This window comes from Pelagicoccus sp. SDUM812003 (genome assembly GCF_031127815.1).
Classification (GTDB): Bacteria; Verrucomicrobiota; Verrucomicrobiia; order Opitutales; family Opitutaceae; genus Pelagicoccus.
Window position 1 is genome coordinate 1 of sequence record NZ_JARXHY010000013.1, and the last position, 24,584, is coordinate 24,584.

General features: G+C 59.4%; 19 protein-coding genes and 2 tRNA genes. 15 read left to right on the plus strand and 6 right to left on the minus strand.

What is annotated here, in order from left to right; all coding sequences use genetic code 11:
- Positions 1-300: 300 nt before the first annotated feature.
- The 4 genes from QEH54_RS16430 to QEH54_RS16445 form a co-directional block, all read right to left on the minus strand.
- The gene (locus QEH54_RS16430; protein WP_309019798.1) at positions 301-1,329 is read right to left on the minus strand and encodes a glycoside hydrolase family 43 protein; all 1,029 of its coding nucleotides are present in this window, start codon (positions 1,327-1,329) and stop codon (positions 301-303) included.
- 167 nt (positions 1,330-1,496) lie between these two features.
- The gene (locus QEH54_RS16435) at positions 1,497-4,577 is read right to left on the minus strand and encodes an AAA family ATPase (protein ID WP_309019799.1); all 3,081 of its coding nucleotides are present in this window, start codon (positions 4,575-4,577) and stop codon (positions 1,497-1,499) included.
- The gene (locus QEH54_RS16440) at positions 4,574-5,725 is read right to left on the minus strand and encodes an exonuclease SbcCD subunit D (RefSeq protein ID WP_309019800.1); all 1,152 of its coding nucleotides are present in this window, start codon (positions 5,723-5,725) and stop codon (positions 4,574-4,576) included. Before QEH54_RS16440 ends, QEH54_RS16435 begins: the two co-directional genes overlap by 4 nt.
- 465 nt (positions 5,726-6,190) lie before the next feature.
- Positions 6,191-6,266 (minus strand) — tRNA-Phe (locus tag QEH54_RS16445).
- 365 nt (positions 6,267-6,631) lie between these two features.
- On the opposite strand from QEH54_RS16445, the gene QEH54_RS16450 reads away from it, so the two are divergent.
- The 3 genes from QEH54_RS16450 (at position 6,632) to QEH54_RS16460 (ending at position 12,437) form a co-directional block, all read left to right on the plus strand.
- Positions 6,632-8,041 (plus strand): efflux transporter outer membrane subunit, encoded by a 1,410-nt coding sequence (locus QEH54_RS16450; RefSeq protein WP_309019801.1) that lies wholly within the window; start codon positions 6,632-6,634, stop codon positions 8,039-8,041.
- Positions 8,042-8,114: 73 nt separating this feature from the next.
- Entirely contained in the window at positions 8,115-9,323 is a 1,209-nt protein-coding gene (locus tag QEH54_RS16455; protein ID WP_309019802.1) for an efflux RND transporter periplasmic adaptor subunit, read from the plus strand.
- Positions 9,324-12,437, plus strand: a complete 3,114-nt coding sequence (locus QEH54_RS16460; RefSeq protein ID WP_309019803.1) for an efflux RND transporter permease subunit — start codon at positions 9,324-9,326, stop codon at positions 12,435-12,437.
- Positions 12,438-12,545: 108 nt separating this feature from the next.
- Here the strand turns inward: QEH54_RS16460 and QEH54_RS16465 are convergent, their stop codons facing one another.
- Positions 12,546-13,976, minus strand: a complete 1,431-nt coding sequence (locus tag QEH54_RS16465) for a hypothetical protein (RefSeq protein WP_309019804.1) — start codon at positions 13,974-13,976, stop codon at positions 12,546-12,548.
- A 181-nt stretch (positions 13,977-14,157) separates the two neighbouring features.
- Between QEH54_RS16465 and QEH54_RS16470 the strand changes: the two genes are divergently transcribed.
- Positions 14,158-14,233 (plus strand) — tRNA-Thr (locus QEH54_RS16470).
- Between the two features lie 253 nt (positions 14,234-14,486).
- Here QEH54_RS16470 and QEH54_RS16475 read toward each other — a convergent pair.
- Entirely contained in the window at positions 14,487-15,371 is an 885-nt protein-coding gene (locus tag QEH54_RS16475) for an AraC family transcriptional regulator (protein ID WP_309019805.1), read from the minus strand.
- 141 nt (positions 15,372-15,512) lie between these two features.
- Between QEH54_RS16475 and QEH54_RS16480 the strand changes: the two genes are divergently transcribed.
- The 11 genes from QEH54_RS16480 (at position 15,513) to QEH54_RS16530 (ending at position 24,581) form a co-directional block, all read left to right on the plus strand.
- Positions 15,513-16,709, plus strand: a complete 1,197-nt coding sequence (locus QEH54_RS16480; protein WP_345785669.1) for an L-rhamnose isomerase — start codon at positions 15,513-15,515, stop codon at positions 16,707-16,709.
- A gap of 25 nt (positions 16,710-16,734) precedes the next feature.
- Entirely contained in the window at positions 16,735-18,243 is a 1,509-nt protein-coding gene (locus tag QEH54_RS16485; RefSeq protein WP_309019807.1) for a rhamnulokinase family protein, read from the plus strand.
- Positions 18,244-18,276: 33 nt separating this feature from the next.
- Positions 18,277-19,032, plus strand: coding sequence for a (Fe-S)-binding protein (locus QEH54_RS16490; RefSeq protein WP_309019808.1), 756 nt, complete (start codon positions 18,277-18,279; stop codon positions 19,030-19,032).
- Between the two features lie 13 nt (positions 19,033-19,045).
- Entirely contained in the window at positions 19,046-20,470 is a 1,425-nt protein-coding gene (locus QEH54_RS16495; protein WP_309019809.1) for a LutB/LldF family L-lactate oxidation iron-sulfur protein, read from the plus strand.
- A complete protein-coding gene (locus QEH54_RS16500; protein WP_309019810.1) occupies positions 20,467-21,084 on the plus strand; it encodes an LUD domain-containing protein in 618 nt (205 codons plus the stop codon). Before QEH54_RS16495 ends, QEH54_RS16500 begins: the two co-directional genes overlap by 4 nt.
- Positions 21,085-21,344: 260 nt before the next feature.
- Positions 21,345-22,025 carry a phosphate propanoyltransferase gene (locus tag QEH54_RS16505; RefSeq protein ID WP_345785668.1) on the plus strand — a complete coding sequence of 227 codons (681 nt, stop codon included), beginning with the start codon at positions 21,345-21,347 and terminating at the stop codon, positions 22,023-22,025.
- Between the two features lie 60 nt (positions 22,026-22,085).
- Entirely contained in the window at positions 22,086-22,355 is a 270-nt protein-coding gene (locus QEH54_RS16510; RefSeq protein WP_309019812.1) for a BMC domain-containing protein, read from the plus strand.
- A 26-nt stretch (positions 22,356-22,381) separates the two neighbouring features.
- Complete coding sequence (locus QEH54_RS16515; RefSeq protein ID WP_309019813.1) at positions 22,382-22,663, plus strand: BMC domain-containing protein; 282 nt, start codon at positions 22,382-22,384, stop codon at positions 22,661-22,663.
- Between the two features lie 36 nt (positions 22,664-22,699).
- Positions 22,700-23,890 carry an acetate/propionate family kinase gene (locus tag QEH54_RS16520; RefSeq protein ID WP_309019814.1) on the plus strand — a complete coding sequence of 397 codons (1,191 nt, stop codon included), beginning with the start codon at positions 22,700-22,702 and terminating at the stop codon, positions 23,888-23,890.
- A 52-nt stretch (positions 23,891-23,942) separates the two neighbouring features.
- A complete protein-coding gene (locus QEH54_RS16525) occupies positions 23,943-24,248 on the plus strand; it encodes a BMC domain-containing protein (protein ID WP_309019815.1) in 306 nt (101 codons plus the stop codon).
- A gap of 15 nt (positions 24,249-24,263) precedes the next feature.
- Complete coding sequence (locus QEH54_RS16530) at positions 24,264-24,581, plus strand: EutN/CcmL family microcompartment protein (RefSeq protein WP_309019816.1); 318 nt, start codon at positions 24,264-24,266, stop codon at positions 24,579-24,581.
- Positions 24,582-24,584: the final 3 nt, after the last annotated feature.

A 24,584-nucleotide genomic window follows, 5' to 3' on the forward strand; every position in this document is an offset into this window, starting at 1 on the left:
TTTGCCTGCGGGGCCTCGCGGTTGATCTGGAAGATCTCCGGGGTGTCGAGCTCGTTCCCCTGGCCGAAGAGGCTGAAGGAGCAAGCGATCGCTGCTGAGACGGTCAAAAGGGTTTTTCTGGCGATGGCCATGATTGGGGGTGATGGGCTGGGTTATCGTTTGAAACGGGGGGTGAGGTCGGGGCGCAGTCCGTTGCCCGAGGCCCGGACTCCTGCCAAAGGATATAAGGATCGCGCCGGATCGTCCATCCCCCGATCAGGGGAAAGTCGGGTGATGCTGAGGCGCTTCAAGAGGCGGCTGCTAATGGGCGGATTCAGAAACGCCCCAGCGCTTTTCGACGCGCTCCAGTTCTTCGGCGCTGAGCGGGATCACCGAGCCATGGCGGAAATGGAACGGAAACGTGAAATCGTCGGCGGGTTCAAACCGCCCTGAGGCCAGGTCGCTGGTGACGAACGGCTGGTAGCCGGTGCCCTTGGAGTACTGGTCGAGAATAAGGCACCAACGGCCGGTTTCCGGATCGAGCTGGTAGCACTCCGGACCTTCGTAGCCGCGCAGGCGCGAAAGGGAGAAGCCGGATACGTCGCTCCAGGGACCCGAGAGGCGAGCGGCGGTCTCCATGGTGATGGACTTGTATTTCTCGTCCTTGGTGAAACGGTAGTAGTTTTCCCCATCGTTGATGATGGTGGTGTCGATCACGGTGGTCGGTTTTTCGATGAAGATGAACGGCTCCCCAAAGCTCACGAAGTCCGGCGTGCGGGCCGCCCAGATGCGGTGCTTGGCGAAGTCGTCGCGGCCGGTGGTGGAGGCCCAAAACACCAGGTATTCGCCATTCTCCTCGTCGTAGATCGCCTCCGGAGCCCATGTGCAACCGGCGTCTTCGGGGGCGACTTCCACTAGGCGCGGCTCGGACCAGTCCACCAGGTTGCTTGATTCGAAAACCACGATATTGTGGCTGCCCTCGGTCACGGCGCGGCCCCAGTCGGGGTTGAGGTTGATCGAGAGATCGGTGGCCACCATGTAGAACGTTTCGCCGTCGCGGGAGCGAAGCAGATAGGGGTCGCGCAGGCCTTTTTCACCTTTGTCGCTGACCAGCGCCGGCTCGCCGTCGTTGAGCGCCTTCCAATCCTGGCCGTTGCGGCTGACCGCGAAGTAGATTTGCTCGGTGAGCGGCGTTTGCTCGCCTTTGAAGGTCGCGAAGAGGTAGCCGGCTGGGTCGGCTGCCAGCAGGGCGGTGCCCATGGCGGCCAGCGATGCGAGCGAGGCCTTGAGCAAGGCGCTCAGGGGACGAAAGGAAGTGGGGGAAGGGAGCGGTGAGTTTCGATAGGGCATGACGTGTTTCGGCCGGGGTGATCGTTTCGGGCGGAGTATGGTGGCTATCATTTGGCGGGGTCGTGGATGGGCAAGCAGATCCAATTCCCCCATTTGGGGGAGGCGGGGCAGGGCGATCGCTGTCCTGATTTGGAGCTTGGCGAACGACTTCAGGGCTTCCGATTTCCTCAGAGGGCGCTCTCAGGAAGGCGGAAGCGAGCTCTCGAGCCGTCTCGATCGGAGGTGACCTCCAGGCGCACGTCGATGCGCTCCTTGAGTTCGGGCACGTGGGAAATGATGCCGACCAATCGACCTTTTTCTCGCAGGTCCATGAGGGATTTCAGGGCTTCGTCGAGGGCTTCCTGGTCTAGAGTGCCGAAGCCTTCGTCGATGAAGAGGGCTTCCATGCGGATGCCGCCGGCGTAGCTTTGCACCACGTCAGCCAGTCCGAGGGCTAGTGAGAGCGAGGCCAGGAATGACTCGCCGCCGGAGAGCGTATTGACGCTGCGGGTTTGCCCGGTGAACTCGTCGAAGACATCCAGATCCAAACCCGAGGCGCGGCGCATATCCTCGCGCTCGCGTCGACGCTCCAATCGATAGCGTCCGCGGCTCATGCGCTCCAGGCGAGTGGTGGCGGCCAGCAAGGTATCGTCGAGAAAGGCGGTCAGAACGAAACGCTGCAGGGTCATGCCGAGGGCGTTTCTGCCGTTGACCGCGTCGCTGACTCGTCCGGCCACGGAAAAGGTTTCCTCCAGCGCTCCGTAGGCCTTCTGGAGCTCCGCTAGGCGCAGCAGGGCTTTGTCCAAATCCTCTAGTTCCTTGATCGCGCCGGCGCGCTCGTCCCGTTTGCTCTGCAAGGCGGTTTCAGCCGCTCGAGCTCGGGCTTGGGTCGCTTCCAGATCGGGCGGCGCTTCGGCGTCGGCTTTGCGCAGCGCTTCCTCGGCCCGTCGGCTTCGGTCTCTCGCCGCGGCGAGACGCTTTTCGTGCTCCTCCAACTGCTCTTCCAGCCCTCGAAGAGTTTCGGGAGGCCGCTGAGCGGCTTGCCAGGCTTCATCGTTCTCGAAGGCCGCTGCCTGCAAGGCCTTTTGCCAAACCTCTTCCGCTTCCCGCGCCTCCTTGTCAGCTTTTTCGCCGCTCTTGGCTAGCGATTCGATGCGGGTCTGGGACTTTTGCAGCGATGTAAGGCTTTTCTGATACAGATCGTCGATTCGCTTGGTTTCGCGATCGATGGCCGAGATGTCTTTCTCCGCTTGATCGAGGCGTTTCTGTAGAGCCTGCGGCGCCCTCAGGTCCTCTGGAATGTCCTGCGAAAGATGGGAAACGGAGGTCTGGATCTGCGTCAGCTCGGTCTGCCCAGCCACGCGTTTCGCCTCCGCGGCTCGGTAGGCGGCTTGCGTTTCCGCGAGCTGTTTCTTGGCTTTCTCAAGAGCGTCTTCTGCGAGCTCGGAAACCAGTTTTCGGGCCTTCGCCAGCTGCTCGCTCAGCGTTCGGCTCTGATCCTGAAGCGCTTGAGGAGCCGTTTTGACCTCGGCCAGGGCCTCGCGTTTCGCCTTGAGCCGTTCGACTTCGGAATTGGCGAGCTTCCACTCCTCGCGGGCGTCTTCCAGACGCTTTTCGGTTTGGGCGACGGCGGTTCGGGCGGCTTTCAGCTTCTGCTCGGAGGGCAGGGAGTCTCCTTTGCTCAGATGCGGCGCGGGGTGGTGCTCGGATCCGCAAACTGGACAGGGCGTATTCGGAGTCAACTGGCTCGCCAGCACGGCGGCTTGTCCCGAGTCCCAGCGCTCTTGCTCTTCCTGCAGCTGCGTCTGCTGCTTCTTGAGCTCCTCCGACAGACGCAGCCCAGCGTCTTTCTTTTTGCTCAGCTCGGCCAGCTTCGGCTTCAGTTGCGTGTCGAGTTCTCCCGCTTGCTTGAGAATCGCCAGCTGTTCCTGGGCGCTCTTCAGGTCCGCCTCGAGCTTGGGGATGCTCGACTTGGCTTCGAGGGCTTGGGCCCGCCGCTTTTCGATTTCCGGCAGTTTCTCTTCTCCTGCGGCAACTGCTTTCAGCAACCGTTCAGCCTCCGCCGAGAGGGATTTCGCTTCCTTCGCTTTCGCTTCGTGCTCGGCGTTCGCTTTGGTCCAGATGGAGAGTTTGGCGATTAGCGGCTGGAGCTGGGATATGCGCTCCTGCAAGGCCGTCTTGCGGGCGGATTCCTTCTGGTGGTTTTCGCGCAAGGACCGAGCGCTCTCCAGAGCGGTGTTGAGAGCGGGCAGCTGCTTTTTCTCGGATTCCAGCTCGGCCCCGATCTCGGACGACTGCTTCTTCGCGCGTATCCAGATTTCCCGTTCAGAGCGAATGGCGGACGCCTGGCGAGCGGCAGTCAACTGTTTGCGAAGAGCCTCGATTTCCTCTTTGCGAGCCTTCAGTTCGCTCAGCTCTTTCCTGGCGGCAAGGGCCTCCTTGAACTGCTCGCTGAGCCGTTTGGCGCCTTCGAGTTCTGTGGCGGTTTTCTCCTTTTTCTCCAGGAGCGGTTTGAGGTCCGTATCTATTTGGGAAAGGTGTCGCCGAAGGGAGGCGCGTTTTTCTCGCAAGGCGTCAGGCGTCTCCACGCCATGGGTTTGCAGCAGGGCGAGCTTGTGGCGCTCGCTTTCTCGAGCCTGTTCTTCGATCGAACGGGCCTTGGCTTTCAGGCGCTCCGCTAGCTTCGAGTAGAGACCGGTGCCGAACAAGGTCTCGAGGATTTCTTCGCGCTTTTTGGAATCCGCTTCCAGCACCTCGCGGAAGCGTCCCTGCGGAATGAGGATGACCTGACGGAACTGCTCCGCGGAAAATCCCAGCAATCGAGCGATTTCGCTGTTGACCAGACCAGCCTTGGTCGCGAGAGGCGTCCAGCCGTCGTCGCCATCTCCTGGATCCGTGCCCGAAATCTGGGTACGGAATAGCCGGGCTTCCGCGGGACGTTTGGTCGTGCCGGTACCGCGTTTCTTGGCGACTTCCTGCTCTGGGGAGCGCTCCACCCGATAGATGGCGGCGCCGATGCGAAAGTCGAATCGGACCAAGGTTTCGAATTCCGGTCCCGCTTGCTGGCTTCTCATCTGGGCGGCGCTGCGGCCAGCTCCGGAGGTTTCGCCGTAGAGGGCGTAGGTCATGGCGTCGAGCAAGGTGGTCTTGCCCGATCCGGTGGGCCCGTGGATGAGGAAGAACTCGTGTTGGCCGAGATCGGTGAAGTCGAGCGTTTGGCGCCTGGCGTAGGGACCGAACGCTTCCAAGGTCAGGCGAAGCGGCCTCATGAAGAAACCTCCTGTCGCTCGGCGTCTTCGCGACGAAGCTCCTCTAGCGTTTCCTCGAAGAGGGCGGTTTCAAGCGTGCTGGGCTCTCGTTCCAGAACCTCGCTGAAAAAGCTGGAAAACAGCTCGCTCTCGGTAGCCTGCTGGCGTTTGGCGACGTTTGAAACGGCGCTGGCCTCGCGAGTGAGGAATCGTCGCTCCAGCTGAAGTACGTTCGGATACGCCTCGCGCAGTCGACCGATGGCGTTGAGCAAGGCGCCTTGGTCAGTCAGAACGACGCGCAAGTAGTCCGCTCTCTGTCCATCGTCCGGAGCGGCTGCGATGAGCTGGCCAAGCTCCCCTTCGATCGTGCGCACGTCTCGTCGAGCCGTCATGGGTATGTGTTTGGTGGATACCGATCCCGCGTCGTCGATATCCACGATGGTGACGGATTTGACGTGGTCCGCTTCCGAGAAGGAGTATTTCATAGGAGAGCCCGCATACAGGCAGCGTTCGGATACGCTTTGAGCTGCGTGCAAGTGGCCGAGGGCTGTGTAGTGAAAATCCTGGAAAACGTCGACCGGCACAGTGCCGGCGCCGCCCACGGAGAGTGGACGCTCCGAATCGGATTCCGTCCTAGCTCCCGCCACGAAAGCGTGCGCCACCAGGACGCGCGCACGGTCCGGCGAAAAGCGATCCCGCATGCGCTCGATGCAACAGGCCACAGCCGAAGCGTGATCCCGGACGGTGAGATCTCCCGACCAAGCTCGCACCTCCGCCGGCTCGGCGAAGGGCAGGGCGAAAATGTCCACATCGCCAAGGGTGATCGGAGTCAAGGCGCGCTCGAAGTCTGCTACGATGTGCAGTCCCGCTTTCTGCAACAGCGTGGAGCCGTACCCGACGCGCGTGGCGCTGTCGTGATTTCCCGGTATGGCGATGATGGGAACGTTGACTTCGCTGATGATCCGCTGCCAAGTGCGATCCAGCAAAGCGACCGCCTCTGGAGGAGGTACGGCCCGATCGTATAGGTCGCCCGCCACGATCACGGCGGCCACGTTTTCCGCTTTGGCGATCTCCACTATCCGATCAAGAACCGCCGATTGATCGTCAGTGAGATGGATTTGATGGAAAATTCGACCTAGGTGCCAGTCAGCGGTGTGGAGAAACTTCATGGGCGAGGGAAATCGGCCAGCATGGGAGGCTGCCGCCCGAGATCAACCGCGGAGTGTGGCCTGCCGTTTCTCGAAGCGTCTCGCACGCTGAGACATCGAAGATGAAGGGTCCCAGAACGCACAAAAAACGCCCCCATTGCTGGAGGCGTTTTTTCACGGGAGTGAGCCGAGACAATAGGTGGTGGCGGGACCCGGTTACCGAGCGCAGCGACACCTGAGGAGCCACAGCGACGAAGCATCGAAGCTGAAGGGTCCCAGAACGCACAAAAAACGCCCCCATTGCTGGAGGCGTTTTTTCACGGGAGTGAGCCGAGACAATAAGTGGTGGCGGGACCCGGTTACCGAGCGCAGCGACACCTGAGGAGCCACAGCGACGAAGCATCGAAGATGAAGGGTCCCAGAACGCACAAAAAACGCCCCCATTGCTGGAGGCGTTTTTTCACGGGAGTGAGCCGAGACAATAAGTGGTGGCGGGACCCGGAATCGAACCGGGGACACAAGGATTTTCAGTCCTCTGCTCTACCAACTGAGCTATCCCGCCGCCGCTAGAAAGATCACGGACAATAGGATGGGGCGGGGCGCCGTCAATGGGAATTTTCGCAAATTTTCCGGCGTGGGAAGAGGGGCGTTTTCGCGGGACATCGAGGTGGCCGCATTGGGGATCGTCCTCTTCGTAAGCTGCTAGGCGCGAGATGGTTATCGGAAGGGTGGTTCCCGACTTGAAATGCTGTCGGAAAGAGAGGCTGAGACAGAGGAGACCGGCTTGCGGCGGGGCTTGGACTTCGCTGTGGACGAGGAAGGTTTTTCAGGGCCTGCATTCCAAAGCGGGGTCGAGCCGTAAGCTTAGTGGGAGATGGGCTGCGACGGCGAACTGTTGCGGCTGAGTCACTTAAAACGAACATCGATTTGGGACACGGAAAGGAAAAAGGAGTAGGAGATCGGCTTTCGGGCTGCTTCTTCGCGGCTGCGCTTTGCATCTGGCTAGCGGGTTGCGCCTCGGTGGACACGGGCTCGCTTGATGATGCGGTCACGAAGGCGGCGCCTTTTTCTCGGAGCGGCGAGGTGTCGCTGGAGGAGCGATGGTGGCAGGCCTTTGAGGATGAGCAACTGGATCGGCTGGTTGAAACTGGCTTGTCGGAAAATATCAGTCTCGAGGCGGCTTGGAATCGCCTCGAAGCGGCCCGGGCCGTTGCTCGGCGATCTCAGGCGGATCTCTATCCGCGTTTGGATGCGGTGGCGTCGGCTAGTCGGAATCGTCCAGAGGATAGGACTTCGGGCGATCGCTTCAGCGCCGGTTTGGCGGCGGACTACGAGGTGGATCTTTGGGGACGGGTGCGGGCAAGCGCCCGAGCGTCGGATTTCGAGGCCGCGGCCACGCGGGAGGACTATCGAGCGGCAGCCCTGACCTTGTCTGCGGAGATTACGCGAAACTGGTTCGCCTGGATCACCGCCCAAGCTCAGCATGATTTGCTGGAAGATCAGCTCACCGCCAACGAACAAGTGTTGCAGCTGATCGAAAACCGCTTCAGCAGCGGCCAACTGCGCAGCGTCGATGTGTTGCGTCAGCGGCAGCTCGTGGAAGCGACTCGTGAACAGGTCTACGTTTCCGAGGCCCGTATTCAGGTTTTGGAGCACCTGCTGCAAACCTTGCTCGGTCGAGCCCCGCAAGAAGATTTTTCCTATGCTGAAGGGATGTTGCCGAACTTGCCGCCGTTGCCGGAAACCGGTTTGCCTAGCGATCTACTGCAGCGGCGGCCTGATCTGCGTGGCGCAGCGTTCGCTTTGGAGGCGGCCAGCGCGGATGCCGCTCGAGCGGCGAGAGATCGTCTGCCGCGGCTGAGCTTGGGCGGAGAGCTGCTCAGCGAGGGGGATGAGATTGAGAATGTGTTTGACGACTGGATACGTCGCATCGCGGCGGACGTGATCGCTCCCGTGTTTGCTGGTGGAGCGTTGTCGGCGGAAGCTGAGCGTACGCGAGCGGTGACGGAGCAGCGCTTGGCGGAGTACGGGCAGGCGGCGTTGGATGCGTTTCGCGAAGTGGAGGACGCTCTCGCTCGAGAGCGAGGGCAAGAGAAGCGTCTGCAGAGCTTGCAGGAGCAGGAACGCTTGGCGGATCGATCCTACGAGCAGCTGCGCGTGGAGTATTTCAATGGCGTGGGGAACTACATCGACGTGCTAACGGCCCAGACGGATTTGCAGCAGCTGCGACGGGATCTGTTGGAGGGCCGATTTCAACTCTACGAATACCGCATCGCATTGTATCGAGCGCTGGCAGGGGGATTTGAGACCCCACGTGAAGAGGAGGATGAATCATGAGAGCTATGACGTGTAAGGGAAAACCAGATACAGTGCGAGCGATTGGGTGTTCGCGCGAAGAAAGGAGCATGTCATGAGTCGATGGGTGACGGGTTTGATTTGTTTGGCGGTCTTGGCCTTGGCGGCCGGGGTGACTACGGTGATCTTTTTCACCGAGCCCACCGCCCAGCGCGAGGGTGCGACTAAGCGCACCGCCATGCTGGTGGAGGTGCAAACTGTTCAGCGTGGCGACTACAAGCCCGTGATCGCGGCTATGGGCACGGTGGAGCCAGCGGAAGAGGTGATGCTCAGCCCGCGGGTAAGCGGCGAAGTGCTGGAGCGTTCGCCGGTATTCACGCCAGGTGGCGTCGCGGAGAAAGGCGAAATGCTGATTCGCATCGATGCGGCGGATTACGAAGCGGCGTTGGCGGAGCGGCGTAGCGAGTTGCAGCAGGCTGAGGCGGATTTGAACATTGAGATGGGACGGCAATCGATCGCGGAGGACGATTTCGAATTGTTGGGCGAGGACTTGAACTCGGAACGTCGTTCGCTGGTGTTGCGCGAACCGCAGCTGCAAACGGCCCAGGCTCGAGTGGAAGCGGCTCAGGCGGCGGTGCGGCGAGCGGAGCTGGACCTGCAGCGCACGGAGGTGAAGGCGCCATTTGACGCTCAGGTGCTGACGCGCGAGGTGACGGTCGGTTCGCAGGTCGGACCGGGCGACACGCTGGGTCATTTGGTGGGACGCGATCGCTATTGGGTGGCCACGGCGGTGCCGCTATCGAAGCTGCGCTGGATCGAGTTTGGCGAAGGGGAGGATGGTCAGCCAGCCAAGGCCCGCGTCCGCAACCGAGCTGCTTGGCCGGAGGGCGTTTATCGCGAGGGAGAAGTGTATCAGTTGGTGGGTACGCTGGAGTCCGCCACGCGCATGGCTCGAGTCCTGGTCGAGGTGCCGGATCCGTTGGGCGATCGAGTGGTGAGCTCGGATAAGCCCGTCTTGATGATCGGGGCCTTTGTCGAGGTGTTGATCAACGCCCGTCCTATCGAAAACGTCGTTCGAGTGGATCGCGACTACGTGCGTCAAGGCGCAACGGTTTGGGTGATGGACGAAGAGGATGCGCTTCGTATTCGGAAGGTGGATATCGAGTTTCAGGACGAGCAGTATGCCTATGTTTCCGAAGGGTTGGAGGATGGCGATCGTGTGGTGACGACCAATCTGGCTACGCCAATCGATGGCTCTCCCTTGAGGCTAGAGGGCGAGGAAACGGTTTCGGACGAGGCGTCGGAATCTGGGGAGGACCGTTAGATGTCGGACGAGGGAAAAGAGAACGAGTCCAAGCAGCTTGGGGGCGGCCCTATCGCCTGGATGGCCCGCAACTCCATCGCCGCCAACCTGCTGATGCTGGTGCTGATTGGCGGCGGCATTTGGACGGCGTTTAACATTCAGAAGGAGGTTTTTCCGCAGTTCCAGCTGGATATTGTGGAAGTGAGCGTGAGCTATCCCGGGGCCGCTCCGGCGGAGGTGGAGCAGGGCATCATCCTGCCCATCGAGGAAGCGGTGCGAGGCGTGCAGGGAATTAAGGAGCTAACTTCGACCGCTTACGAGGGATCGGGGCAGGTGTCGATCGAGTTGGTGAGTGGACTGGATCGCATGAAGGCGTTTCAGGAAATCGACCAGGCGGTGAATCGCATTCGCACCTTTCCGGACGATATCGAGGAGCCGGAAGTGCGACTGCAGTCGCGGCAGACCGAGGTTATGGAGTTCGGATTGTATGGTGACGTCGATGTGTGGACCTTGCGCCAATTGGCGGAGCGGTTTCGCGATCGTTTGTTGAGCAACCCATCCATCACTCAGGTGGAGATCGGAAATGTGCCCGACTATGTGACGCACGTGGAGATCCCGCAGGCCCGTTTGCGCGAGTACGGGTTGACGCTGGGACAGGTGGCGAACTTGATTCGTCAATCCAGCTCCGACGTGCCGGCCGGGGCGGTGGAGACCAATGCGGGAGAGATCCTTCTGCGCATGAAGGAGCGCAAGCAGTGGGCGGAGGACTTCGCGGAAATCGTGGTGGTTTCGTCGGAGAAAGGCGCGGTGCTCACCCTGGGCGATTTGGCGGAGATCCGCGACGGGTTTGAAGAGGCGGGCTTTCATTCGCAGTTCAACCAGCAGCCATCGGTGGAAATCCAAATCTATCGTGTTGGCGAGCAGTCGCCCTTGGAAATCGCGGAAGCGGTGAGTGTGATCCTCGATGAGATGGAGACCACTTTGCCTGAGGGCGTGCAGGTGCGTATCGATAGCAGCAATGCCCGCGACTATCAGGATCGCTTGTCGCTGCTGCTGGAAAACGGGGCCATGGCGATCGTAATTGTTTTGGTGATACTGGCCCTTTTCTTGGAATACCGGTTGGCGTTTTGGGTGATGATGGGCATGTCCATTTCCTTCATCGGTGGAATTGTCTTCCTGCCTTTGATCGGAGTGAGCATCAACATGATCTCAATGTTCGGCTTCCTGGTGGCTCTCGGCATCGTGGTCGACGACGCCATCGTGGTGGGGGAAAACGTCTTCGAGTATCGGCAGCAGGGGAAGAGCGCCATGGAGGCGGCGGTGCTCGGGGCTAAGGAAATGGCGCGCCCGGTCACCTTCAGCATTATCACCACGCTGATCGCTTTTGTACCGCTGCTGTACATGCCCGGGACTACGGGAAAATTCTGGTTGCCGCTGCCTGCGGTGGTGATGACGGTGCTCGCGGTTTCTCTGATGGAGGCCTTGTTCATCCTGCCCGCTCACCTAGCTCATATGTCGGAGCGAAAGCGTGGACGTTTCACGGATCGTTTGCACGGCTGGCAGCAAACGTTTTCCAAAGGAACGAGTCGGTTTATCGACAAATACTATCGCGGCTTCTTGAAAGTGTGTTTGAAACATCGATACATCACGCTGAGCTCGGCGCTGGGGCTGTTCATCATCGTAGGGGGATATGGATACAGCGGTCACATGGGCATGATCATGATGCCGGAAGTGTCGGCTGACGAAATCGAGGCCGGGGTGAATCTACCGGTGGGTACTACCATCGATCAAGCGGGCAAGGTGGCCACGGAGATCACCAACTCTACCATGCGTATGTTCGAGGAGCACAATCTTTTCGAAGTGGCGGAAGGCGTGAAGACCAACGTGCGCGGGCAGAGCTTTATCGATGTGGAGATCGTGATGAAGCCGCCCGGAGAGCGAGACATGACGGCTCGGGAAGTGATCGCTCTGTGGCGTGATGAGATTGGCGACATCGAAGGTGTGGATCAAATCACCTTCGAGGCCGAGCGCGGGCCTGGTGGCTGGCGTCAGGACATCAGCGTGGATTTGAGTCACAGCGACATCGACGTGTTGGAGCGGGCTAGCACGGCCTTCGTGGAGCGCATGGAGAGCTTTGAAGCGACTCGGGACGTGAACGACAACTACAACAAGGGCAAAGCTCAGTATGACCTTGTATTGAGAGAAGAAGGACGAAATCTCGGTCTGACTGCGGTGGATGTGGGCCAGCAGGTTCGGGACGCGTTTTACGGGGCCTTGGCGTTGCGTCAGCTGCGTGGGACCAACGAAATCGAGGTGAGGGTGAAGTTGCCGGAGCCTGAGCGCGAAGATATTCATCACTTCGAGGAATTCATGGTGCGCACGCCTGATGGAGTTGAAGTGCCGCTGATGGATGTGGTGGAGGTGCGCGAGGGCGAGGCGTTTACCTCGATCAATCGTCGCGATGGGCGACGCGTGGTATCGGTCGGCATGGACGTGGAGCCCAAGCGAGCCATCACGCGGGTATTGGAATCGATCGATGGGGAAGTGTTGCCGCAGTTGCGGGCGGATTTTCCGGGGATTACTTGGAGTTTTGAGGGAAGCCAAGCCGAGATGAGAGAGTCGACCGCGGCTTTGTGGGGCGGTTTCGCCATCGCCATGGGTGTGATCTACGCACTACTGGCCATCGCCTTCAACAGCTACTCGCAGCCGGTGATCGTAATGGTAGCGATCCCGTTCGGCATCATCGGGGCGGTGATCGGGCACATCCTGCTGGGGCACGATCTGTCGCTGATCAGTGTAATGGGAGTGATCGCCTTGTCCGGAGTGGTGGTGAACGACTCGCTGATCATGATCGACTACGCGAATCGCAAGCGGGGCGATCGTGACGCGTTTGATGCTATCCATGAGGCTGGGCTGCGGCGTTTTCGGCCGATCTTGCTGACCACCTTGACGACCTTCGGCGGATTGACGCCCATCATCTTGGAGACCTCGCGGCAGGCGTTTTACCTGATCCCCATGGCCATTTCGCTGGGATTCGGTATCGTGTTCGCCACAGCGATCATTCTGGTGCTGGTGCCGTGCCTGTATCTGGCCTTGGAAGATGTGAAAGGGCTGGCGAAGGGCGATGAGGCGTAGAGGTTTGAAGAAGGTGGAGCGGGACCTCCGGGCCCTCTCTTTGATGGAGGCGTCGTTTGGCTTTGGATGCGCGAAAGGAACGCGCCCGGAGGTCGCGTCCCACCTTTGCTAATTGAGCGGGGCGAGCTTGCTTTGCACGTCCCAGACGCGGCCGTTGGCGACTGTGAAGAGGCTTTTGCCGAAAAGGCCGCTTTCTCCGTTGAGAGCGCTGTGGTAGTGGGGATCTTTGAGTTCGGCGGCGAGTTTGCGTTCGTCGACAGTGTAAGGTTGATCGGGGTCGAATATGGCGAGATTGGCCATGGCCCCGCTTTTCATGCTGCCGACTTCGTAGGGGAATTCGAAGAACTGGGCCATGTGCTTGGCGGGATTGATGGCGGCGAGGCGATCGATGTTTTGCCATGTGTATCCGTAATTCCTGACGAGCTCGAGGTAGAGCTGCAAACTGTGCTCGATGTTGCGGGTGCCGGGGGCGCCGGGTAGCCCGTCTTTGAAGGCTTTCGCTGCCAGCGGATGCGGAGCGTGGTCGGTGCCGAAAAAAACAGTGGAATCGCCGCCGCGGATGGCGTCGCGGGTGATCTCGATGAGCGCTTGCTGGTCCTCGCGAGTGGGATGGGCCGGGCGACGGTAGTTGATCAAAGCGATCTCGTCCTTCTGGGTGAGCAGGCGCTCGCGGCACCAGTAGACGTAGTCCAGCCCGACTTCTGCCGGCAGGGCGTATGGCATTTCGCTGCGGGCGTCGAGGATCTGCTGCAGGGCTGGACCAGTAGGGATGTGTCGGGCGAGTAGGCTCTTGAGGCCAGCGTCGCGAGCTAGGGCCATGGTTTCCTTTTGGCAGGCCAGCACGGTGTCGCCGTTGAAGTACTCGTGATGGAGCAGGGCGGGATGGGGGTCGGTGCGCTCCTTGAATTCGGAAATGGTTTCGTCGGGGCGAGCTTGGTCGTTGTGGTAGGAAACGGCCTGTCCGCGCCAGAGCTCGAACATGTCGCGACGGGTTTGCCCGGTGAGGCCGGAGCCGCCGAAAGTGGAGCCAAAGTCCTTGCCCTCGTGACCGTCGATGGCGGGAGCGCCGGGCTCCATGCGCGGCCACATGACGATGGGGATGAAGCTACGCTCGCTGTAGTGGTCTTGAGTACGCTGGTGTCGGTAGGGACCTACGGGGCCCCAGGCGGTGTTGCCCATGGCCCCGACCGCGGTAACGCCTCCGCGAAGAGCGGCCAGGGAACCGGCTCGCACGCTGTACAGGGCGTTGGCCTTTTCGATGGTGGCGATGAGCGTACGGTAGTCGACGCCTTCTGGGCCGTGTTCTTCGACCTCTTCCGGCGTGGGGATGACCGCTTCGCGAAAGTGCACGTGGGGATCGAAGCGGCCGAGGGCGACGTGGGCGCTATCGGGCAGGGAAATGTCGGCCGAAGTCGTGTCGCCGAGATCGATGGCCAGCGGTTCGCCGGGGGCGCAGGTGAGGACGCCGGAGGCGAGTTCGCCATCGTCGAGATGAATGTTTTTGGAGGCGATGCGGAGCGCGATTTTGTTCTGAGTCACGATAGTTGAGGCAAAGCAGGAAGTGGTCGGGTGTCGAGCCTTGGCAATCGGAGTCCTGCTGCGGCGAGGTCATGCAACTCTTATTTGCAACGTTGCAAAAAAGAGTTGCAGGCGATGGTTTTCGAAACGGAGTTTTCTGCTTGCGTCGGATGCGTCGGCTCGCAGAGATTTGGGTCTGGTTGCCGCTCTAGCTCAGTTGGTAGAGCAACTCATTCGTAATGAGTAGGTCGTCGGTTCGACTCCGATGAGCGGCTCCACTTCGTCGCGCCGCCATCTACGTCGAACTACGTTCGATGTCTCGCCACTGGAGGGGCTCGAGTGTCGCTTCGCTCGGTACCGATGAGCGGCTCCACTTCGTTGCGCCGCCATCTACGTCGAACTGCGTTCGATGTCTCGCCACTGGAGTGGCTCGAGTGTCGTCATTGCGTTTGGTGGTAGCGAATACAGGGGGCTCGGTTTTGTTTTGCGTCTAGGAAGGTGTTTCGTGCGGACGTGGCCTGAATCGCTCGCTCACTGCGGCCTGTTGGATTCGCGCCAGTCGCTGGGGGCTTGGGCGCAGAGCTTTTTGAACCAGTTGGAGAAATGAAACGGGGAGCCGAAGGAGAGGGCTTCCGCGATTTGGCTGACGTTCATTTCCGAGTAGAGAAGCATGCGTTTGGCTCGTTCGAGTCTGAGCTGGGAATGGTACTGCTTGGGACTCATTCCAGTGTATTGCTTGAACATGCGGCGAAAGTAGGTGTATCCGACATTCAACTTCGCGGCGATTTCCTCTGGGGAGATGGCCGCGTGGTCGTGCTCGCGTAGCATGAAGGTGGCTTTGCGGATCACGGAGCGGATGGCTTGGCTCTCTTCCTTTCGGCGCAAGGGGAGATTTGTGGAAAGTGCCAGTATTTGTATAATTGCCGAGGCTGCGATGGATCGGAACCCCAGCGCTTCGCTGCGAACTTCCTCCTGTACCAGCTGAAACTGTCCGAGCAGCGCCTCCGCGTGTCCGACTTGGCGAAGGGGAGAGCTGGGGTCGAGCACTCCTCGCTCTCGAATGCGGTCCGCGTAGGCCCCGTCGAAAGCGATCCAGTGCTCCTCCCAGCCCGATTCGGGAGCAGGGCGGTAGCGGTGCCAGACCTTGGGAAACAATACGAAAACCGCGGGAGCCTCCACCGCTATCGCCCCCGAGTTTTCCGTTTCCAGCAGACCGTTTCCGCGAGCGATGAAGATGACCTGGTATTCCGACAATGTTCGACCTCTGCTCCACTCGAAGCTGTGATCCTCGGGGTGTTGGTCTCTCGGGTAGGCTTCGTTGGGACCGACGGCGGCGAACCCCGTCCCTAGGATGTCGATCATCCAGGCCGAGGGCTCGTCGGTGCGCGGGAGGTAGATGGCGAAGTCGCTCGGCATTGTGTCAGAAATTGTATATCAATAGTCATTCTGTCTATGGCAAAATCGGCTCTAGGTTGCTAACATGTGGCTTTTGACCGATTCTGTTTCGAGGCGAGCGAATCGCTCGATGTTCGGCCACTTTTTTTTAACCCCAACCCTATTGGCATCGTGAAAGACTCCGTTTTCAAGGCTCTCGACCAGCTGCAGATCGAACTCCCTTCCTGGGGATTCGCCGATACCGGAACGCGCTTCGGCAAGTTCTTCCAACCCGCATCGGCCATCGACACCGCCGACAAGTTTGCCGACGCTGGCATGGTCAACAAGGTCACCGGCTGCTGCCCCAGCGTGGCGGTTCACGTGCTCTGGGATTTCAAGGAAGGCCAGGATCCGAAGGAAGTCGCGGACATGGCGGCTGAATCGGGAGTCAAGGTTGGCTCGATCAATCCAAACCTCTTTCAGGATCAGGCCTACAAGCTGGGTTCCTTCGGAAACCCTGACCCGGAGGTGCGCGAGCAGGCCATCCAGCACGCCAAGGATTGCAATGAGATCGGAGCCGCGGTCGGCAGCGATCTGATCTCCTATTGGTTTGCCGACGGCACCAACTACCCAGGGCAGGACGACATCCGCGCTCGCAAGCGTCGCTTCGAGTCCGCTCTGAAGGCGTGTTACGAAAGCATGGCTCCGTCGCAGACCATGCTGGTGGAGTACAAGCCGTTCGAGCCCGCCTTCTACCACACCGACGTCGCGGACTGGGGCATGTCCTACGCCCTTTGCAAGAAGCTCGGCGAGCGAGCCAAGGTGCTTGTGGACACGGGGCACCACTACAATGCCCAGAACATCGAGCAGATCGTGGCCTGGTTGCTCGACGAGGAAATGCTAGGCGGGTTCCACTTCAACGATCGCCGCTATGCGGATGACGACCTGACCCTCGGCTCCATTGATCCGTATCAGATCTTCCGGATCTTCAGCGAGATCCATGGCTATGCAGCGGAAATGGGCAAGTATCCAGATGTCGCCTACATGGTGGATCAGTCGCACAACCTGAAACCGAAGATGGAAGCTATGATCCAAACGGTCATGACCGCTCAGGAGCTTTGGGCCAAGGCGGCTCTGGTCGATCGCGAGATGCTTGCCCGTCATCAGTTGAGGGGTGAAATCGTGGATGCGGAAAACCTGCTGAAGGGAGCCTTCAATAGCGATGTTTCCGGTTATTTGCAGGACTGGCGCATCGGCAAGGGGCTGGAAGCCGATCCTCTAATCGCGTACCGAAAGAGTGGGTACGCTCGGGAAATCGAAGAGGAACGCACTCGCCGTCGCGAAGCGTTGGGCCTGACCCAGGCGAGCTCCTACGCCTAGATTTCGAATGCCCAAGGGATGTGGTATGAGTGAGCCCGGCCGAAAAGTCTATCTCGCAGTCGATCTCGGGGCCAGCAGCGGTCGCGTGATGGCTGGGGAGTGGAATGACGGCAAGCTGAGCTTGAAGGAGGTGAATCGTTTCAAGACCCCTTCCGTAAAAATCGGCAGGTATTGGCATTGGGATATTCTTAGCATCTATTCGAGCGTCGAGGAAGGGCTGCGCAAAGCGGTGCAGCGCTATGGCGAGTCCGTTGTATCCGTTGGAGTGGATACGTGGGGCGTCGACTATGGCTTGCTCGACGAGGAGGGTGAACTGCTTGCCAATCCCATCTGCTACCGGGACAGTCGAACCGAAGGCGTTTCCGACGATTTGCATGATACCTTGAGCAAGGAGAGAATCTACGCTGAAACGGGAATCGACTTCATGTTCTTCAACACGCTCTACCAGCACGCGGCGGAGGCTCGCGATGGCAGGACGGCCTACTTGCATGCGGATCGAGCTTTGTTTTTGCCTGATTTGATCAATTTTTGGCTCAGCGGAGTGAAGGCGACCGAACGCACGATCGCCAGCACGAGTCAGATGCTGAATCCGAAAACGGGCGATTGGTCGGAGCCTCTGCTGGAGGCGGTAGGTGTGTCGCGTTCGCTTTTGGGCAAGATCGTCGAGCCGGGCACGCGCTTGGGGCCGATCCAGGCTTCGGTGCAGGAATCGCTAGGCTCCCATGCCTTCGAGGTGGTGGCGGCTCCGGGGCACGACACGGCCAGCGCCTTCATGGCGCTTTCCGGAAACGAGCCGGACTACGGAATTCTCAGCTCCGGCACATGGTCCTTGATGGGGGTGGAGCTGCAAGAGCCGAACTGCTCCCTTGAAGCGATGGATGCTGGTTTGTCCAACGAAATTGGATACGGGAGATCCGTCCGCTTTTTGACCAATATCTGCGGCATGTGGCTGCTCGAGGAAAGCCTGCGCCAATGGAGACGCAAAGGTCAGGACTTGGAGTACTCGGAGATCGCCCAGCTGACTCGGGAAGCGGAGCCGATGGCTTGCTTTTTCGATCCGGACGACCCCGTCTTCTCGTCGCCTGGTGACATGCCGCAGCGCATCGTCGACTACTGCAAGGCGACCGGACAACCTGCGCCTTCGAGCGTTGGTCAGGTAGCTCGCAGCATTTTCGATAGCCTCGCTCTGAAGTATCGATTTGTATTCGAAAAACTGCAACGCTTCGCCCCGCGCCCGTTGAAAGGCCTGCACATCCTTGGGGGCGGTTCGCGCAACGAGCAGCTGAACCAGATGACGGCGGACGCGCTCGGTGTGCCGGTTTACGCTGGGCCTTCGGAAGCCACGGCCATCGGCAATATCTGCAGCCAGCTGATCGCGAACAAGGAGCTGGCGGATCTGGCTTCGGCGCGCGAAATGGTGAAGCGTTCGTTTGCCATCGAGCGTTTCGAGCCGAATAAGAGCTCCTTGTACGAAGAGGCGAGCAAGCGATTCGCTAAACTTCTCGACCGAGACCTGGAATCAACCCGCTCGTAGCTCCGAGACCTTGGCGAAAACGAATTTATCCCTATGATCACCCCAACAACAGCGGAAAAACGTATCAAGTTTATGGCGACATGCCTGTGCGACAGCTTCTACGGCGATGTCGCCAAGGCCAGCTATCGGGTGCTGGAGCATCTCGGTTGCGAAATCGATTTCCCGGAAGGCCAGACCTGCTGTGGTCAGCCAGCGCACAACGCAGGGGATTGGAAAAGCGCCCGCAAGGTGGTCGAGCATACGCTGGAGGTTTTCAAAGGGAACGAACCGGTGGTGGTGCCGTCCGGCTCATGCGCGGCCATGTCGCGTCATGGAGCGCTGCTCTGCATGGAAGGTCAGTCTGGCGAAGCGGATGCCCGCTCCATGGCGAACCGGACTTGGGAGCTTTGCGAATTCATCGTGCAAGGGCTGGGAGTTGGTTCTTGGAAAGGGCGTTTCCCGAAAAAGGTCGCGTTGCACCGCAGTTGCCATACGCGAGGCACCAAGGCCTACGAAAGCGCGGTGCAGCTGCTCTCTTCGATAGAGGGCCTGGAGCTCGTGGAAGTGGGCGAGCTCGACCAATGCTGCGGCTTTGGCGGCACCTTTTCAGTGAGTTTTCCTAATGTATCGAAGGAGATGGGACAGTTGAAAATCGAGCACCTGATCGCGAACATGCCGGACTGTATCGCTTCTTTGGATATGGCTTGCGCCATGCATTTCGGCGGCATGATGGATCGGCAGGGAATCAAGACGCCTCGGTTGCACGTCGCCCAGATCTTGCTGCAAGCCTTGGAGAGCGTAGAAAAATAGGAGAACAGCAGCGATGGCGAAACTAGTTCAGGATATCGATCGATTTGTCGCGGGCATGAAGCCCGAAACCCGCGCCTCGGTGCACGGCTCCTCCAAGATCAAGGCCGAGAAGCGCATGGACATCCTCGCCGCGGAGTTCGATGATGCGGATGCGGTACGCAAGATGGCCGGGCAGGTGAAGCAGCACACGCTGGAGCACCTCGCGGACTATTTGGAGCAAGCGGAAGCGTCCTTAAAACGCAATGGAGTCCACGTGCATTGGGCGGCCGATGGCGAAGAGGCTAACCGGATCGTGCACGATATCATGGTGCAGCGCGGCGCCAGAAAAATGGTCAAATCCAAGAGCATGGTGAGCGAGGAAACCGAGCTGGTGCCATACTTGGAAGAGCGCGGCATGGAAGCGGTAGAAACCGACCTCGGCGAGTTCATCGTGCAGATCGATGGGGATCATCCCAGCCACATCGTGACACCGATCGTTCACAAGAACCGCAAGGAGATCGCCGCCAGTTTCGAGCGCGAAGGGCTCGGGCCCTATACCGAAAGTCCCGAGGAGCTGACCGCCATGGCTCGCCAGCACTTGCGGGCGAAGTACTTGGAGGCGGACGTCGGGTTGACGGGGGCTAACTTCGTAGTGGCGGAGTCAGGACGCATCGTTCTGGTGACCAACGAAGGCAACGCACGCTTCAGCATGGCCGCCACCAAGACGCATATCGCCATGGTGGGCATCGAGAAGCTTATCCCGAGGGATAGCGATCTGCCACTGTTTCTCTCTCTGCTCGCCCGCTCGGCCACCGGTCAGCGACTGACCGTCTACACTCAGTTCATCGGCGGCCCGAAAGCGGAGTCGCAGCAGGAGGGGCCCGAGGAAACGCACGTAGTTTTCCTGGACAATGGGCGTAGCAAGGTGCTGGAGAGCAACTGCAGGGAAATCCTGCGCTGCATCCGCTGCGGCGCGTGCATGAACATTTGCCCCGTTTATCGACAGGTCAGCGGGCACGCCTATCGCCACGTTTATCCCGGGCCTGTTGGGGCGGTGCTCAGTCCCTTGCTCAATCGCGGAGGCTTTTCGGAGCTGGCGGATCTTCCCAAGGCATCCAGCCTTTGCGGAGCCTGCCAGGAGGTTTGTCCGGTCGATATTCCGATTCCCGATCTGCTGGTTCGTTTGCGCAACAAGGGAAAAGAGGAGCATTCTCCTCGCACCAGCATCGACACGCCAGGCTTTGGAGCATGGGCCATGGCGGCGAGCTCTCCCTTGGTCTGGAAGGCTGGCTTGACCGCCGGACACGCCATGAACCTGACGCCGAAGTCGCTTTTGAACATTCACCCGTCCGCCAAAGCGTGGCAAAAGAACCACGACCTGCCGCCGTTTGAGGGGGGCGAGTTTCGTTCCTGGCTGAAGCATGATGCGAAGTCGCAAGGGAAGGAGAACTCCAAATGAGCGAAACGAGAAACCAGCTGCTTTCGAAAGTTCGAAAGATAACCGAGGCTCTTCCCGATCGTACCCCTTTGCCGGATACGCGCGAGGTAGCCGCTCTGAAGAGTAGGCTTGTCCCGAATGCGAACGACGAGGCGACGCTGGCGGCCACATTCGCAAAGCGTTGGAAGGAAGCCAGCGGCTTGCTGCTGGAGAGCGTGGCGGACTTGAAGACGTTTTTAAAAGCGGAAAACGTGGGCGACGGCTATATCGATCCATCCGTCCTCCCGATGCTAGGCATTGAGGAGCTGGCGGGTGCGAGAACGGAATACGACCGAGCCCGCGTCGATGCGATCCAGTTTGGAATCACTCGAGCCAGCTTGGGTGTCGCCGAGACCGGCACTGTCGTTTTGAAGGATCGCGTCACCAGCAATCGTCTGGCGGCGCTGGCTCCTTGGGTGCACATCGCGGTGCTGAAGAAGTCCGAAATCGTAGCGACGCTAGGTGACGCGGTGGCCCAATTCGGAGACGATCCCTCCATCGTGTTCGTGACGGGGCCAAGCAAAACCGCCGACATCGAAGGCATTCTGATCGAAGGCGTGCACGGTCCCGGCCGCCAAGCAGTTCTGTTGGTTTAAAAACTGACAGTGGTTCGCGGTGTCCATGTGGCCGCCGTTTTCGGGTAGGGTGATTCTTCGGCCGCTGGCTCCGCGCGGCCGTGCCGGACCCGTTTTCCGTGGGCGGAGGCATAATTCGAAAAACGCAAAAAAGCGCAGATCTGCCCGCTGATACGCAGAAAATAGGCGACTATTATCTTGATAAATCTGTGTTTGTTCGGCAAAACCTTTGAAATCTTTGGTTTTACCCCTTTGGAACCCAAATTTTCACATTCCGCCTTATGGGAACAGAAACGAGCAATCTTCCGAACCGAGCAGCGATTGAGAAAGTCGTGAGAGAGCTAGTGTACAGCCGCATGGGGCTGCCGACGCCTCGCACTGCGGCGGCTCCCAATCCCTTGGTTGTCAACGTCAGCGCGCGTCACATCCACCTCACTCAGGAGGCGGTCGAGGCCCTTTTCGGTCCGGGCTACGAGCTCACTCCCGTGAAGTGGTTGTATCAGGATGGCTATTACGCGGCGAAGGAATCGGTCACTTTGATCGGCCCGCGCAGCCGCGTGATATCGAATTTGCGCATTCTGGGCCCGTGTCGTGACATCAATCAGGTCGAGCTGGCCTACACCGACGCCATCGCTCTGGGCTTCGATATTCCGGTTCGGCTTTCGGGCAACATCGAGGGAACGCCGGGTTGCATGCTAATGGGGCCGAAGGGCTTCTTCGACATGAGCGAGGGCGTCATTCGCGCCGCCCCCCACGTGCACATGTCGCCCGAGGATGCTGCGTTCTATGGTGTGAAGGGCGGCGATGTGATGAAGCTGCGCGTGGGCGGCGAGCTCGGCGTGACCTTCTCCAATATCCTGGTTCGCGTAGGCGAGGGGCTGAAGCTGGAGGTGCATATCGATACGGACGAGGGCAACGCTTGCGGACTCGGTCCCGAGACGCCCTGCGAACTGATCAAGTAGGCGAGACGCTAACGCGTATCCGAATTTCAAATAAGTCTATCAACAGAAACACATACAACTATGAGTGAATCATTAGGAATGGTCGAAACCAAGGGCTATGTTGGCTGCGTTGAAGCCAGCGATGCCATGGTCAAGGCTGCGAGCGTAGAGCTCGTGAAACACGTACAAATCGGTGGTGGCTTCATCACTGTTTTGGCCAAGGGCGATGTTGGAAGCGTGAAAGCGGCAGTGGAAGCTGGCGCCGAAGCAGCCTCTCGCGTTGGCGAATTGGTGGGCTCTCATGTGATCCCTCGTCCTCACTCCGATCTGCTCAAGCAGTTCGATGTGTAACGAACTTCTAACTACATAAAATCAATATGGCTAAGCAAGCAATTGGTATGATCGAGGCGAAGGGGCTTATCTCTCTCGTCGAAGGCAGCGACGCGGCTCTCAAGGCGGCGGACGTTACGCTCACTGGCTGGGAAAAAGTCGGCAGCGGTTTGGTGACAGCATTCTTCGCAGGCGATGTCGCGGCAGTGAAGGCTGCGGTGGACGCAGGCGCGGAAGCGGCCTCTCGCGTAGGCGAAGTGGTCAGCGTGCAGGTGATCCCTCGTCCGCACGACGATCTGGCTAAGCTCGGCTCCTGGATCGCCTCCTAAACAACTCGCTTCCCGAAACGTTCGCTTCGAAACTTGATGAAAATCCTTGTCGCAAACATTGGTTCGACCTCGCTGAAGTATCGCCTGTATTCGATGAACGAAGACGGCGCGGAGCTACTCTGTTCGGGCGGCTATGAGCGTGTCGAGGACTACGCGTCGACTATCGAATCCTGCCTGCAAGCGTTGCAGGAGAGCGGTCATCTGAAAAATCTCGAAGAGCTTTCCGCGGTCGGTTTCAAAACCGTGCTCGGAAAGGATCTGTCAGGTTGCGTCTTCGCCGATGATGCGGTGATCGCTGCCCTTGAGGGATTCAAGGAGGTCGCTCCGGCTCACAACATCCCGTACGCTAACGGTATCAAGCAGTTCCGTAGCGCTCTTCCGAATACGCCGCTTGTCGCCTTGTTCGAGACGGCTTTCTATCAATTCGCTCCCGAGGCAAGTCGCAGCTACGCGATCCCCGAGGAATGGCAGGCCATCGGCATCCGTCGCTACGGATTTCACGGGGCTAGCCATAAGTTCATCGCAGAACGCTCGGCTCAACTGCTTGGGAGAGAAGACGTGTCGAAGGTCGCGCAGTCGCTGTACCAAAAGGGGCCGCAACCCCCCGAGGGCGCCGATCTGCGGGTGATCAGCTGCCACCTTGGCGGCAGCAGTTCGGTCACCGGTATCCGCAACGGCGTGGCGATCGGCACCAGCATGGGATTCAGCCCTCAAAGCGGCCTGCCGCAGAATAATCGGGTGGGCGATCTCGACTCGGCGGCGATTCCCTATGCCATGAAGAAGCTAGGGCTGAGCCTCGAGGAAGTGGAGAAGCAACTAACCAAGCAGAGCGGTTTGCTCGGAGTTTCCGGCGTCAGCAATGACGTGCGTGACATCGGGCAGGCGGCGAAGCAGGGAAACAAACGAGCTCAGCTCGCTCTCGATGTATTGGCCCATTCCATACGCCATTGGATCGGAGCGTTCTATCTAGAGCTCGGTGGATGCGACGCTCTGGTGTTCACAGCTGGTATCGGAGAAAACGATACGGCGCTGCGCGAAGCGGTTTGTTCAAATCTCGACGGTCTCGGTTTCGAGCTCGATCTGGAAGCGAACGCATCGCTGCGTGGCAAGGAAGGAGACATCGCAAGCAAGGGATCGAAAACGCGAGTTTTAGTGATTCCGGCGAACGAAGAACTGGTGGTGGCGCGCGAATGCTACCGTCTTTTGCAAAGCGGCGCCAAAGACTGACGCCGTCTGATACGAAATTTCAAAAAATACAAATTCTTAGAAAGTAAATACAATGGCACAAAAAGCATTGGGACTTCTCGAGACGCGTGGACTCGTCTCTCTGGTATATGGCGTTGACGCTATGTTGAAGGCGGCGGACGTGGAACTCGTCGGCCCTATGAAGCAGGTAGGCAGCGCTCTTGTCACTGCGATCGTGACTGGCGATGTGGCTGCGGTGAAAGCTGCGACCGACGCAGGCGCCCAGGCCGCTCAAACCATTGGCGAAGTCGTTAGCGTACAGGTTATCCCTCGTCCTCATGACGATGTTGCCAGTGTTCTTCCGAACGCGAAGCCAGCAGCGAAGCGGGCAGCCAAGTAAGCGAGGACTGAACTGATGTTCTTAGCTCGCGTAATTGGCTCCGTCGTCTCTACCAAAAAGGACGACGCGATGCAGGGCAGCAAGTTGCTTATCCTGCGTCCGATGCTGGTGGACGAAGCGGATCCCTCCAAGCTGCGCCCCGGATCGAATACGATCGTGGCCGTGGATGCGATGGGCGCGGGCAAGGGCGAAATGGTCTTGTTCTGTCAGGGCAGTTCCGCTCGACAAGCGTCGGGCATGAAGAATCTGCCGGTGGACGCAGTCATCACAGGCATCGTGGATACGGTGGATGTTCTCGGTAAGAAGATCTACACATCAAAAGATAGCGAATAGAGC

Coding starts and splice junctions, on each gene's coding strand:
- QEH54_RS16430 (WP_309019798.1), bottom strand. CDS start 1,329: ATGCCCTATCGAAACTCACCGCTCCCTTCCCCCACTTCCTTTCGTCCC.
- QEH54_RS16435 (WP_309019799.1), bottom strand. CDS start 4,577: ATGAGGCCGCTTCGCCTGACCTTGGAAGCGTTCGGTCCCTACGCCAGG.
- QEH54_RS16440 (WP_309019800.1), bottom strand. CDS start 5,725: ATGAAGTTTCTCCACACCGCTGACTGGCACCTAGGTCGAATTTTCCAT.
- QEH54_RS16455 (WP_309019802.1), top strand. CDS start 8,115: ATGAGTCGATGGGTGACGGGTTTGATTTGTTTGGCGGTCTTGGCCTTG.
- QEH54_RS16460 (WP_309019803.1), top strand. CDS start 9,324: ATGTCGGACGAGGGAAAAGAGAACGAGTCCAAGCAGCTTGGGGGCGGC.
- QEH54_RS16475 (WP_309019805.1), bottom strand. CDS start 15,371: ATGCCGAGCGACTTCGCCATCTACCTCCCGCGCACCGACGAGCCCTCG.
- QEH54_RS16485 (WP_309019807.1), top strand. CDS start 16,735: ATGAGTGAGCCCGGCCGAAAAGTCTATCTCGCAGTCGATCTCGGGGCC.
- QEH54_RS16490 (WP_309019808.1), top strand. CDS start 18,277: ATGATCACCCCAACAACAGCGGAAAAACGTATCAAGTTTATGGCGACA.
- QEH54_RS16495 (WP_309019809.1), top strand. CDS start 19,046: ATGGCGAAACTAGTTCAGGATATCGATCGATTTGTCGCGGGCATGAAG.
- QEH54_RS16500 (WP_309019810.1), top strand. CDS start 20,467: ATGAGCGAAACGAGAAACCAGCTGCTTTCGAAAGTTCGAAAGATAACC.
- QEH54_RS16505 (WP_345785668.1), top strand. CDS start 21,345: ATGGGAACAGAAACGAGCAATCTTCCGAACCGAGCAGCGATTGAGAAA.
- QEH54_RS16510 (WP_309019812.1), top strand. CDS start 22,086: ATGAGTGAATCATTAGGAATGGTCGAAACCAAGGGCTATGTTGGCTGC.
- QEH54_RS16515 (WP_309019813.1), top strand. CDS start 22,382: ATGGCTAAGCAAGCAATTGGTATGATCGAGGCGAAGGGGCTTATCTCT.
- QEH54_RS16520 (WP_309019814.1), top strand. CDS start 22,700: ATGAAAATCCTTGTCGCAAACATTGGTTCGACCTCGCTGAAGTATCGC.
- QEH54_RS16525 (WP_309019815.1), top strand. CDS start 23,943: ATGGCACAAAAAGCATTGGGACTTCTCGAGACGCGTGGACTCGTCTCT.
- QEH54_RS16530 (WP_309019816.1), top strand. CDS start 24,264: ATGTTCTTAGCTCGCGTAATTGGCTCCGTCGTCTCTACCAAAAAGGAC.